The sequence below is a fragment of the Maribacter sp. HTCC2170 genome, assembly GCF_000153165.2.
Taxonomy (GTDB): domain Bacteria; phylum Bacteroidota; class Bacteroidia; order Flavobacteriales; family Flavobacteriaceae; genus Maribacter_A.
This window is the reverse complement of record NC_014472.1, coordinates 3,457,685-3,470,810: the sequence shown is the minus strand read 5'-3', so window position 1 is coordinate 3,470,810 and position 13,126 is coordinate 3,457,685. Positions and strand designations below refer to the sequence as shown.

Below are 13,126 nucleotides of genomic sequence, written 5' to 3'. Positions count from 1 at the left end.
ACCAATTTCTAGTTTGGTAAACTATTTTAACAATTAATTATTGAATTTTTAACGATTTGGGGACAATATCGTATGTGTTTTTATGGTTAACTTTAGAGAATACAACAACTAATTAAAAACATTTTGGAATATGGCAAGAGCTATGCTTGAGTACACTAAAACTGTGCTTAAAAAAGTTAGTTTTGATGCAAGACTCTTTTGTAAAGAGCTGAAAAAGGCAGTAGAAAGACTACTACCGGCTGAAATAGACGAATTGAAACACTGGTTACAACAATTCATAACTGATAAGCCGCAACTACAAGAAAGTCTTATTTATTTAAAAGCATAATACTAAACCACTCGAAAGGGTGGTTTTTTTATGAAAATAAGCAACCTAATTTGCTTCTCTGCCTCTTACAGCAAAGTCTCATTCTATGAAGAACATACTCCCAATCTTGTCTATTATGTTTTTAGCTTGCTCTTCGGATAAAGATATCAATGATGTTGAAATTGATTATGAAATTATTGGTCAATGGCAATTGGATGCAACTAAAATAAGCCCGGGTGGTATAGTGGACTGGTCTAGTGTTACTAATGGCGAAATTTATGATTTCAAAAGCAATGGTACTTTTGAGCTTTCGAACACAAAACAATGTAGTGAGGTCATAATAGGCACTTTTAGTATAAAAGATGACCAATTGTCATTTCAATACCTGTGCGACTCAGAACAACGAAACCCTAGCTACAATATGTGGTTTGAGGATGGGAAACTAACCCTTGGTTTTATTGGCTGTATTGAAGAATGTTCTTATAGATACAGACCCTTGAATTAAGTTTTATTTATTGATGGGGCTAATTATCTTAACGTCCTGGAATGCAATTGCGCCTCTTACTATTCCGGCAATAACATCTCTAATAGCTTCGGTTATTTGAATTTTTAATTCACTCTTGTGGTAGATTAAGCTAACTTCCCTCGCAGGCGAAGGTTTATTAAAATACTTTAGATTTTGTTTTTTGCCTTCGTCCAATTCCAAAGTGTTCAAATAAGGTAATAAGGTCATTCCAAGACCTTCGTTTGATAAATTGACCAAAGTTTCAAAACTGCCACTTTGCAATTGAAAATGCTCCTCACCATAGTCTTTGGGTGCATTACATATGTTAATCACTCCGTCTCTAAAACAATGCCCATCTTTTAAAAGTAAAATATCTGATATGTCTAGGTCTTCTGGATTTAGATTAGATGTATTTGCCAATCTATGATTGTTTGGAACATAACCTACAAATGGCTCATAGTATAAAGGACGTTCTTTAATGAACTCAATTTCCAAGGGCGTTGCGGCTATTCCAGCATCTAAATGTCCATCCTGAATGTTCCGAATCATATTTTCGGTACTCTGTTCCTTAATGATCAGATTTACTTTTGGGTACTTATTAATGAAACTCTTAAGGAACATGGGTAATAAGGTGGGCATTATCGTGGGGATGATACCTAGGGTGTAATCACCACCAATGAATCCCTTTTCCTGGTCAACAATATCTTTAATGCGTTCCGCTTCGTTCACAATATTCTTGGCCTGTGCGACTATTTTTTTTCCTACTTCTGTGATTGAAATTGGCTTTTTACTGCGATCAAAAATCAGAACATCCAACTCATCTTCAAGTTTTTGAACCTGCATACTAAGTGTGGGCTGTGTAACGAAGCTTTTTTGGGCAGCCAGCGTAAAATTTTGATATTCGGCAACGGCCAGAACATATTGCAATTGGGTAATGGTCATTCGTAGTAATTTATAACTATAAAATTATGGAAATTTGACCTAAAGTAACATATGAATCCTAATCAAACACGATATCAGCAATTTTTAGTTTTTCATCTTCAAGGAAATCATATAGCGTTAATTTTCTAAGTATATAATAATTTGCCCAAAACTCCTCCAATGATTTAAGATATTCAAGTACCGCTTTATCTTTTTCTTGTTGTGCTAAATTCAAATCGGTAATGGTGATTTTCCCAAGAATATATCGTTCCTTGGTAATTTCATAACGTTTAAGGGCAATTTCTTGCGCTTTTTCGGCTGTGGCTAAAAAGTCGCGTTGACTTGACCAATTTAGGGTGTGTAAGTATATTTCCTGCTCAAATTCTTGTTGCTCCTGATCGATGTCATTTTCTACTAAACTTAAATCAGCTTCTGCGATTTTACGTCTTGACTTGGATACACCCCAATCAAAAATGGGAATCCCAACACTTACGCTGACACTCTGTTGCTGGTCGTAATCTTGAAATAGATCATTATAATCGCCAGCCCGCCTATTTAATCCAAAGTTGCCGCGCACATTTATTTCCAAACGATTACTTCCTTTAACCCGCGCTAATTCCTGTTCTGCTTCCAAACGTCTGCGTCTAAACTCAATAACAGATTTTCTGTTTTTTTCGGCCTCCTCCATGGCTTTTTCAAAACTAACTACAAAATCTTCTAATTTTTCAGGAATTGCTAATTCAATCGATTCTGTTTCCAATTCTAAAAAGCGAGCTAGATCTTGTGAGGTTCTTTTTAGTAAAACGGTATTGGTGGTAACATTGTTTTTAGAATTTAAATGACTCAGTTCAATCTGTAATAGTTCATTTTCTGCGACTTTACCAATCTTAAATCTTCCTTCCGTAATTTGAAGCAAGGTATCCTGGTTCGATAGATTTTTCTTTGCAATATCCAAACTCACTTGGGCTTTTAATAAACCAAAATAAAGTTGACAGGTAGATAGGGAGATATCTTCCATTCGCTCAATAATATTACGTTGGGATTCCTCATATCTCAAGGGCTCTATTTTACGGTCCCATTTGTAGGGGTTATAAAACAAGGAGTTTTGAAAATAATTAATTGAAAAGGGTACAAATGAATAGTTGGTAGATTTATCTACTCCTAATCTATTAACACGATCTAATTTGGTATTGATAAAAAATGCTCCACCTGTAAAAGGTACTCTTTGTTGAATTCTTAAGCTAGTCTCAATTGCAGATTGATTTTGTTTCACAAAAATATATTGACCTTCATCATTGAGGATTCTGGTAGCAGAATTCGAATATTCTGGCAAGGTTGCGTCTAAACTTACTTGGGGTAAGAAATCAGCAATATGATTTCTGTATCTCCAATAACTTCTTTGGTGGGTGTTTAAGGCTCTTTTGTACTCTGGAGACTTTTTTTGAGCTATTTTAATAGCTTCTGTCAATTGTATTTTTTTGGATTGTCCGTAGGTACAAATGTTGACAATCAGAAAGCCCAAAAATAGTATTCTTCTCATTTTGTATTTTTTTCAGTGATAGGAAAATTGTAATAATTTAAATAATTGAACGCGCTATTTTATCGGCTAAATTCATTCATGTCTAATAGCTTCAATGGGATTTTTTTGAGCTGCTGATTTTGCAGGAAATACTCCGAAAATAAGGCCAATAAAAGTGGCCACAAAAAAGGATAAAGTAATGGAGCCAGCAGTTATAACGGTTTCAATATCAGTAGCCAATTGCAATCCGTAAGAAGCTATTATACCTAAAAGGACACCAATAATACCCCCACCTAAACTGATTAAAACAGATTCTGATAAAAATTGTAATATGATGTCCTGTTTAGTGGCGCCTATGGCCTTCATTATGCCTATCTCTTTTGTTCTTTCAAGAATCGAGGCCAACATAATGTTCATAATACCAATACCGCCTATTAACAATGATATCCCGGCAATAATACTCAAGACAATATTGAATATTTGTTTTGTTTTCTGTTGTTGTTTTAATAGGTTTATGGGAATAGTGATTTCAAAATCCAGCATATCATTATGCTTTCGTCTGAGCATTTTGCTAACAACTTCGGCAGTGGATTTTAATTCATTTGAATTGTTGACCTGGATAGTTAACTTATCTATTTGATGATAATTTCCCCTTGGTATACGCTTTTTAGGACCACCTTGTTGCCCAAACATTTGATTATAATCTATCGGTTGGTCACCAATTACCTTACGGTCCTTGTACCGCACTAAAAACGCTTTTATGGGAATATAGACATCTTGATTTAAATCTCGGATACCCAAATTCTCTTGGGCGGTTTCCGAAATTAGTTTTTCCTCAATGACGCCAACCACCTTAAGCCAAACATCTTTGACCTTAATTTGCTTGCCTAAGGCACTTTCACCTGTAAATATTTTTTTTTCAACTTTTTCCCCAATGACACATACTGGCATAGCATGCATGGCTTGTTTTTCCGAAAAGTTTCGCCCCCTACCTATATTAATATTTGAAGTTTCAAAGAACGCATTGGTAACTCCGATCAATTTAACAGAATTCTGTTTCCCGGCATTTATCACATAAGTATCCATAATAACCTCAGGGCTTACCTGCTTAACCGTTGGAATAGTATTTAGTATACTGTTAACATCCAATAAATCCAATCCCTTCGAAAATCTCTTGATTTCTGCTGAACTGCCATCTTCATTATCTTGGGAATCATCTTCTTCGGCTTCTTCCGGTATAGGTGTAACGACAATATTGTTTACACCGACTAATTCCAATTGTGCGAGAATTTCTTTTTCGGCTCCCTTTCCAATAGCAAGCATGGTAATTACTGCTGCAACCCCAAAAATGATTCCTAAGGCCGTCAATAATGTACGTACCTTGTTAGCTAGAATTACACGAATTGCCTCTTTCAGATTAGATTTAACCTGTTCAATAAGTATTTTGTCTATCATGTACTACTTATTTAATAGTGCAATACTTTTTTCCTCAAGGCCATCGGGTTTACTTAAATAAACCACATCATTTTCTTTTAAACCGTTTTTAACAACCACAGCATCAAAGTTAGAATCTCCTAGTTCTATTTCCTTCTTTGTAATTGAAAATCCAGACTTTGTATATACGTAGCTAACGGAATCCTTGGAAAAAATGGCCTCAAGTGGTACGGTTAATACATTTTCTTCCTCTTCAATTAGAATTCGATTAGAAGTGGTCATACCTGGCCTTATATTGGTATTGGTCTCATTTAGTTTTACCATGACTTGAAATAGATTGATATCAGATCCCCTCTTTTTTTCACCAACATTAGCAACACTGGTAACGGTGCCTTCTAGCATTACATCAGGGAAGGCATCAAAACCAATAGTAACAGACAAGTCCTTTTTTATTTTCCGAATATCAACTTCATTGGCATAAGTCTTCGATTCCATTTTTGTTAAATCCGGCAATGTGGCAATGGTTGGATCCCACGGTGCAATGCTGGACCCAACTATTCTTTTAGAACCATCTCTATTCTTCATATAAGTAATCATTCCATTTGCTGTAGAATGAATTGTAAAGGACTTTTGAAGTTCAAGAAGGCCATCCAGTTTCTTTCTAATTTTAGAAACTTCAGTACCAACCTCGACCATTTTGGCTATGGCCTTTCTCTTTTTTATGGAATAATCTTCTTTTTTCTCTTTTAAGTCCCTCTCTGCTCTTTCTATTTTTATTTCTAATTGTCTAATGGTAACGGGAGATTCGTATATGGACCGCTTCAATTCCAGTTTATCCTCTTCTATATTGAATTGGATATCTTTGATAGAGGTTCTTTCCTGTTTTAGGGTAAGGGTGGTATCCAATTGTTCTTGTGTATACTTTGACTCGGCGCTTTCGAGATTTAATTGGGCATCTAAAATTTGTCCATTAATACCAGAAGGATCTAATTTGCCAACATAGTCCCCTTCTTTAACGACGGTACCTTCCGGTACTAAATCCTGGATTTTCACATCATAGAGACGATAATTTCGAAGCTCTACAGGCGCATCTATTTTCTTTAGACTAGTGGATTGTGCTTCTCCAGAAATAATAACCTCATTTAAAAAGGAACCTTTTGTGACTTTAGCAGTGATGGCAATGTCTTCCTCGGATGTTCCTCCGAAGAAAAGGTATAAAAGGAAAGCAATAATTACGGGGGTTCCAAAGAGGAAGAGTTTTTTCTTATTCATGTTTTCGGTGGTTGTTATGACAATCAAATCTAATTATTTATTAACCACAAAAACCAAACCAGTTGTTATTGTTTTCCTAATTTTTGAAAGTAAAAAGAGACAAAATATAAGTTCGGTTTAACCAATAAGAAAAGTATAGTACAACTCAATAAAGGAATAAGAACTATCAATGAAATCTATGAAAATGATATAAATCAATTGAATAATTTTATACAACATTTAAAAACAAAAACAATGATATTAAATAGTATAGGCTTAAATGCGGATAAATCGAAGGAGTTGAGCCATGAATTGAATGGACTTTTGGCCAATTTTCAACAGTATTACCAAAACCTTAGGGGAATACATTGGAATATTAAAGGGAAACGTTTTTTTGACCTTCATGTGAAGTTCGAGGAATTATATGACGATGCAAACTTAAAGGTAGATGAAATCGCAGAACGTGTTTTGACATTAGGAGGAGTGCCGATGCATACATTTGAGGATTACATTGAAAGTGCCAAAGTCCCAGTTGGAAAGAACATAACGAAAGATGAAGAAGCGATTCGTCTGATAGTGGGCTCACTTACACAATTACTGATAATTGAGCGCGGAATTTTAAACGCTTCTGATGATGCTGAAGATGAGGGTACAAATTCAATGATGAGCGATTTTATCACCCAACAAGAAAAAACGGTTTGGATGATGAAAGCTTGGTTGGCAGAGGAAATATAATCCAGTATGCTTCAAACAAAAAGGGCTTGCCAATGGCAAGCCCTTTTTGTTTAGTGATATTTATTAAAACCTGATGCTAAACTCCAAATCTTCATTGGTAACCTCAAATTTGGAAGCCTTGAAGGTCGGTGGACCATATAGTTCCATCTCTCCCGAAGTTGCATATGCCTCTTTGGGCATTCCGTTGGCCTCAAAATCCATTCTATTATTTTCATTTCCGTCGTGTAGTAGCATAATCGCAAAAGTGCCTGGTTGTACATTTTTGAAAGTAAGGGTGATATTTCCCTTACTGGCTTTAAGTGTCTCATTAAAAAGACCAGGTCCTTTCATAAAAGTTTCTTCTGTGTGCAAAGCTCCAAGTATTTGGCCTTCGTCAGAAAGAACATTTTCAATGTTCACCGTTACAGTACTGCCATTTGTTTCTTGTGCATTCATTGAACTTGTTAATGCAATTTTTACAATAATGATTAAGGTTTTAAGTGTTTTCATAATGTTAAGGTTTTATTGTTATTCATTGGTTCAAATCTCTGAAATAGCAATTCTCAATCGAAAAACAATTTACCCAGTTGTTGAATTTTTGGTGTGAATTGTAACCTCGATTTCATCTCACATTTCATCCTTTAAAAATGACACTTCGGTCAAATGATTTGGTTCTAGATTTAAAAACGGGGCAGTTTTGTCCTATAAAATCAACAATCAAATAAAATGAAACAATTAGTCTTAATTACTGTAATTCTCATATCTACGATTGCCCATTCCCAAACCAAAGTATCAGGTACCGTTACTGATTCAAAAAACAATCCTGTTATAGGGGCAAACGTTTATTTAGAAGGAACTTATGATGGATCTTCGACCGATGATAATGGAAACTTCGAATTTGAAACCATGGAAAGCGGGTCACAAACATTGATTGTTTCCGCTATTACCTATGAAACTCATTATGAAATGGGAGATGTATCTTATTTCAAAGATTTGAAAATTAAAATGATCGAAGCGATAAATCATTTGTCCGGGGTTACCTTGACAGCTGGTTCCTTTGAGGCAGGTGATAATTCGAAAGTATCAGTTCTTAAACCACTGGATATTGTTACTACGGCAGGTGCGGCGGGAGATTTCGTGGGAGCGCTGCAAACCTTACCGGGAACAAGTACAGTAAGTGAAGACGGCCGATTGTTTGTACGTGGTGGAGCTGCAGGTGAAACGCAGGTGTTCATTGACGGGTTAAGGGTTTTTCAACCTTTTAGCGCAACGGCCAATAATATTCCTACTAGGGGAAGGTTTTCACCATTTCTTTTTAAAGGAATCACTTTTAGTACTGGGGGTTATTCTGCGGAATATGGTCAGGCGCTTTCAAGTGTATTATTGTTGAATACTACTGATGAGCCCGAGCAAGAGAAAACAGATATTTCTGTAATGTCTGTTGGAGGTGGAGTAGGGCATACAGAGATTTGGGGAGACGAATCATTGAGTATAAATACCTCATACATTAATTTAGCCCCTTACGAAAAATTGGTTCCTTCCACTCAAGGAACAAAATGGAACAGGCCCTATGAATCTATTTCTGGAGAAGCAGTATTCCGTAGTAAAGGGGAGAAAAATATATTTAAACTGTATACAGGTTTTAATCATAGTAATCTTGATATTTCACAGGAAGACATAAATTATGAAGACTTCGTAAGGTTTAAATTAAAGAACAACAACCTCTACTTTAATTCATCATACAAGCATTATTTGGAGAATGACTGGACCCTTTCAACTGGTGCAAGTATATCTATGGATAAGAATAAAATTGAAATTATTTCCGATGATATTGAAACCAAGGAAATAGGAGCACACCTTAAACTTAAATTACGCAAGAACTTTAGCAACCGGTTTCAATTAAATTTTGGTGGTGAGTATTTTAATATGAATTATGATGATTTATTTACTACCCAGAACGGCTCTAGCTTTGAAAGTAAATTCAACGATGATTTGTTCGCGGTATTTAGTGAGGCCGACATATTTTTCAGCAATAGATTTGCCATGAAATTGGGTTTACGGGCCGAAAACTCAAATGCGATGAATCTATTCAATGTTTCACCACGAGTTTCTTTAGCCTACAAGAGCAGTGATAAGGGGCAATTCTCTTTGGCCTATGGGGATTTTTATCAAAACCCTTCTGTAGAATATTTGAAATTTGATGAAGCTCTTGATTCCGAAAAGACTTCACATTATATCTTTAATTACCAGTATTTGGATAATGGCAAAACTTTTAGGGCAGAAGCCTATTACAAAGATTATGACAAATTAGTGAAGTATAATACATTACGACCACAGTTCAACTCAGAATACAACAACCTGGGGAGTGGTTATGCAGCAGGACTTGACGTTTTTTGGAGGGATAATAAAAACATCAAGAATCTGGATTATTGGGTGTCATATTCTTATTTAGATACAGAGCGTGATTATTTGAATTTTGAAGAAAAGGCAACCCCCAACTTTGCACCAAAACATAACCTTTCGCTGGTGACCAAGTATTGGGTAGAAGACTTACGTTCACAAGTAGGATTCTCCTATAATTATGCTTCGGGCAGACCATATAACAATCCAAATTCCAACACATTTCTAACTGGAAAAACCAAATCATACAATAATTTGAGTTTCAATTGGGCGTATCTTGTCTCTCAACAGAAAATACTTTATTTCTCTATTAACAATGCTCTGGGTTTCAATAATGTAAACGGATATCAATATGCTAATGAAGCTAAAATGAATGGAGTTTTTGAACGGAGAACAATTAGACCATCTGCAGAAACTTTCTTCTTTGTAGGGTTCTTTTGGACCATTAGCAACGATAAAAACAGTAACCAGTTAGACAATTTATGATTGTTATGCTAGGCACTGATTATTAAAAACTATCTTGGCATATAAAAACAGGTAATTATTTATATGTTTCAAGTAATACGGATTATTTGTGGGATTCTAATAATGATATTACTAGGTAATACATCATTGTTTGCGCAGAAATCATGGGCCAAAAAGGCTCCGGGAATAGGGACATTCTCTTCTCCTAGGATCACTGATTTAAACAAAGATGGAATTGGCGATATTGTTCTTGGTGCTGGCCGAAAAGAGTTTCAAGCGTGTGATTCCGCCGTGATTGCCTTGGATGGTAGGTCGGGAAAAATGCTTTGGAAAGTGGGTGCCAAAGATCAAATTTTTGGCTCTGCAGCGTTACACGATATTACCAACGATGGAATTATGGATGTTTTTATTAATGGACGGTCAGCAGAATTAATCGCCATAAATGGTAAAACGGGTGAGGTCATTTGGAGATTTGAAAAGCCTATTGGTCAAGAAAAGGAATGGTTTAATTTTTATAATCCGCAGTTTATACCAGATCAGAATGGCGATTTTCAGGATGATATATTAATATCAAATGGAGGAGATGTTCTAGCTGAACCTCATGATCCCAATAGGGCACCAGGTCATCTGGTAATAATCGATAGTAAAAACGGAAAAATTCTCAGCAGGGCAAAAATGCCTGATGAGGGTGAAATTTACATGTCAGTTTCCGTATTACCCAATATGCCTTCTGACTATAAGAATGTAATTTTTGGAACAGGTGGTGAAACCATAGGAGGCCATTTGTACGTTACTTCTATTGACGAAATATATTCTGGGGATTTATCCAATTCGATTCAACTTGCAAGAAGTGAAAAAAAAGGTTTTGTAGGCCCTGGTGTTTGGGTTGATATCAATAGTGATGGCACTTATGATATTGTTACAAACGCGGTTGATGGTAGGCTTTTAGCATTTGATGGAAAATCCTATGAGCCAATTTGGTCGGTTAGTGTGCCAAACACAGAAGCCTATAGTTCTGTTGCTGTGGGCAGATTCACAGATGACGACATACCTGATTTTTTTGTCTCCTATGCTCAAGGGGTATGGCCAGACTTAGAATGGTCTAAACAAGTAATGGTAAATGGTAGCAACGGAAAAGTTGAGTATGAGGACACATTAGGCTTTTATCAATTAAGTACACCAGTGGTGGTTGATTTAACTGGTGACGGAAAGGATGAAGCGTTACTTCCCATGAATTATCAAATTACCAATGAGTATCAGATGAAATTCTTTCATAACAATATTATGGCGGTTGAGTTCACTGAAAAAGTTTCGGCTGAATTGGATTTACAAAATGAAGGAAATAATCTTTCATCCACTCCTTGGATTGGTGATTTGGACGATAATGGCTATTTAGATATCATTTATGTACATGGAACCAATGTCAAGCAGACATATACATTTGATGGGCTGCAGATCAACAGAATTGACACAAAATTTCCGATTGTAGGGGAAATCAAATGGGGTTCCTATATGGGCAGCCAATATAATGGGGTTTATAAAAAATAATTTATGTGTGGTTCCAATTCTCTGGGTTATCATTCTCCTTGGGTGATAAACCAATAATATCGCCTTTAGTGTTAACTCCTAGCCCTAAAACACTTCTGTTTACATAATTAAAATAACTCGTAACCTGATTGATTTCTAAAATTTCACCATCCGAAAAACCCACATCCTGAAGTGTCGTAAAATCATGTTTTAGAATCTTATTTGGTGATAAGGTCAGCTTTTTAACGTATGCCATTCCAGAAAAATATGTCGGATCAAAAAATGATTTGAGCTTATCATTTTCAATAGATTCCATAAAACGGTAATATTTCTCATCATCATTCAGCAATCGTTTTAGACCAGCTGAGTGATGTTCTACGCAATAGGCGCAATCATTCAAATAACTAACATAAACACCAATGGACTCTAAATACCATTTAGGCAAAGTGTTTCCGGTATGATGTAAAACACTTTTATAAAGTGTCATATGGCCCAATAGGGTATGAGGCCTTAAGCTATGAAGCATTAATACATTGTCTATATTGTTATCTGGCCCTTTTACTCTTTTGTAAATGCTTTTTAACTGAGCAGTTGCTTTCGCGTAGGAAATTGTTTTAATCCAACTCATGCAATCATTTATTACTCTTCATTATCCTGAACAATTAAACATAAAAGGGCAGCAATGAACATAGAAACACCACCAATAATCAAGGCATAGATAGAATCATTTTCAAAAAACGATTTTAACATAAACCCAAGTATACCGGCTGCGACAATTTGCGGAATTACTATGAAGAAATTAAAAACCCCCATATAATATCCCATTTTATTTGCAGGGAGAATGCTCGATAGCATTGCATAAGGCATAGACAAAATGCTGGCCCAAGCGATTCCAACACCTATCATTGAAATTAAGAGCATATTAGGGTCGGTGATAAAGTAGATTGAGATCAATCCTATTCCCCCAAGGACCAAGGCCATTAAATGGGTTACTCTTCGACTTGTTTTTTTCGCGATTACAGGAAGTAGAAAAGCCACTACTGCGGCAATACCATTATAAATGGCAAAACAAATTCCAACCCAGTCCGCACCTTCATTGTAAATCGTAGAGGTAGTGTCCGACGTACCGTAGACATGACTTGTTACCGCTGATGTTGTATAAATCCACATTGCAAACAAAGCAAACCATGAAAAAAATTGTACAAAAGACAACTGTACCATGGTTTTGGGCATATGAAAAATTCCCATAAATGATTCCTTTAACCCAGTGAAAACTCCGGTCTCGGCATTCTCCGCTTTTAGTTGTTCCAAATCGTCCGGTGGGTATTCTTCTGTTTTGATGACAGTCCACATTACTGCACAGAAGTAGGCAATTCCACCCAAATAGAACGACCATTTAACTGAATCGGGAATACCACCATCAGGGGCTATATTACTTATACCAAACCAGTTGGTAAAAATATAAGGTAGGGCAGAGGCTACAATTGCGCCTATCCCAATAAAGAAGCTTTGCATGGCAAAACCACTGGTTCGTTGTTCATTGGGTAACATATCACCTACAAAGGCTCTAAAGGGCTCCATACTTATGTTGATTGAGGCATCCATTAACCAAAGCATGATAACGGCCATCCAAAGTGCCGTGGAATTTGGCATTGCGAACAATGCTATAGTAGCTAGGATTGCGCCAATAGCAAAGAATGGTCTTCTTCGTCCCCATTTTTTATGCCAAGTACGGTCACTATAATATCCGATTATTGGTTGAACCAAAAGACCTGTAACAGGCGCCGCAAGCCATAGAATGGGAAGCTCATCTTTAGAAGCACCGAGGGTTTCAAATATTCTACTTACGTTGGCGTTTTGAAGTGCAAACCCGAACTGGATTCCTAAAAATCCGAAACTCATATTCCAGATTTGCCAAAAAGATAATCGTGGTTTTTGCGAACTTATCGAAACTTGAGACATATATTGGTTTTTATTTGGTGGTTTTGGTATCACCAATAAAAATAAACTATTCCCTATTAGTTCGCAACATACGAACGCCCAATAAAATCAAGAGAATGATAAGGACGATAAAAAACAACGA

General features: G+C 36.2%; 12 protein-coding genes. 5 read left to right on the top strand and 7 right to left on the bottom strand.

Going from position 1 to position 13,126, the window contains the following annotated elements; translation table 11 throughout:
* Positions 1-130: 130 nt before the first annotated feature.
* Positions 131-328: a hypothetical protein gene (locus tag FB2170_RS15230; RefSeq protein ID WP_013307488.1), complete on the top strand. Its 198-nt coding sequence runs from the start codon at positions 131-133 to the stop codon at positions 326-328.
* An 85-nt stretch (positions 329-413) separates the two neighbouring features.
* Positions 414-812, top strand: a complete 399-nt coding sequence (locus FB2170_RS15225) for a lipocalin family protein (RefSeq protein WP_148232118.1) — start codon at positions 414-416, stop codon at positions 810-812.
* Between the two features lie 3 nt (positions 813-815).
* Here FB2170_RS15225 and FB2170_RS15220 read toward each other — a convergent pair whose 3' ends face one another.
* The 4 genes from FB2170_RS15220 to FB2170_RS15205 form a co-directional block, all read right to left on the bottom strand.
* Positions 816-1,754 carry a LysR substrate-binding domain-containing protein gene (locus tag FB2170_RS15220; protein ID WP_013307486.1) on the bottom strand — a complete coding sequence of 313 codons (939 nt, stop codon included), beginning with the start codon at positions 1,752-1,754 and terminating at the stop codon, positions 816-818.
* Positions 1,755-1,812: 58 nt separating this feature from the next.
* Complete coding sequence (locus tag FB2170_RS15215; RefSeq protein WP_013307485.1) at positions 1,813-3,273, bottom strand: TolC family protein; 1,461 nt, start codon at positions 3,271-3,273, stop codon at positions 1,813-1,815.
* A gap of 72 nt (positions 3,274-3,345) precedes the next feature.
* Entirely contained in the window at positions 3,346-4,707 is a 1,362-nt protein-coding gene (locus FB2170_RS15210) for an ABC transporter permease (protein WP_013307484.1), read from the bottom strand.
* Positions 4,708-4,710: 3 nt separating this feature from the next.
* Positions 4,711-5,958, bottom strand: coding sequence for an efflux RND transporter periplasmic adaptor subunit (locus FB2170_RS15205; RefSeq protein ID WP_013307483.1), 1,248 nt, complete (start codon positions 5,956-5,958; stop codon positions 4,711-4,713).
* A gap of 234 nt (positions 5,959-6,192) precedes the next feature.
* Here FB2170_RS15205 and FB2170_RS15200 point away from each other — a divergent pair, with 234 nt between their 5' ends.
* Positions 6,193-6,672: a Dps family protein gene (locus tag FB2170_RS15200; RefSeq protein ID WP_013307480.1), complete on the top strand. Its 480-nt coding sequence runs from the start codon at positions 6,193-6,195 to the stop codon at positions 6,670-6,672.
* Between the two features lie 63 nt (positions 6,673-6,735).
* Here FB2170_RS15200 and FB2170_RS15195 read toward each other — a convergent pair whose 3' ends face one another.
* Positions 6,736-7,161 carry a DUF2141 domain-containing protein gene (locus tag FB2170_RS15195; RefSeq protein ID WP_013307479.1) on the bottom strand — a complete coding sequence of 142 codons (426 nt, stop codon included), beginning with the start codon at positions 7,159-7,161 and terminating at the stop codon, positions 6,736-6,738.
* A 216-nt stretch (positions 7,162-7,377) separates the two neighbouring features.
* On the opposite strand from FB2170_RS15195, the gene FB2170_RS15190 reads away from it, so the two are divergent.
* On the top strand, positions 7,378-9,537 hold the full coding sequence (locus FB2170_RS15190; protein WP_013307478.1) for a TonB-dependent receptor: 2,160 nt from the start codon (positions 7,378-7,380) through the stop codon (positions 9,535-9,537).
* A 102-nt stretch (positions 9,538-9,639) separates the two neighbouring features.
* Complete coding sequence (locus tag FB2170_RS15185; protein ID WP_013307477.1) at positions 9,640-11,064, top strand: PQQ-binding-like beta-propeller repeat protein; 1,425 nt, start codon at positions 9,640-9,642, stop codon at positions 11,062-11,064.
* A 1-nt stretch (position 11,065) separates the two neighbouring features.
* On the opposite strand, the gene FB2170_RS15180 is transcribed toward FB2170_RS15185, so the two are convergent.
* Both FB2170_RS15180 and FB2170_RS15175 read right to left on the bottom strand, forming a co-directional pair.
* A complete protein-coding gene (locus FB2170_RS15180) occupies positions 11,066-11,671 on the bottom strand; it encodes a carboxymuconolactone decarboxylase family protein (RefSeq protein WP_013307476.1) in 606 nt (201 codons plus the stop codon).
* An 11-nt stretch (positions 11,672-11,682) separates the two neighbouring features.
* Positions 11,683-12,945 carry an MFS transporter gene (locus tag FB2170_RS15175; protein WP_013307475.1) on the bottom strand — a complete coding sequence of 421 codons (1,263 nt, stop codon included), beginning with the start codon at positions 12,943-12,945 and terminating at the stop codon, positions 11,683-11,685.
* Positions 12,946-13,126 lie beyond the last annotated feature (181 nt).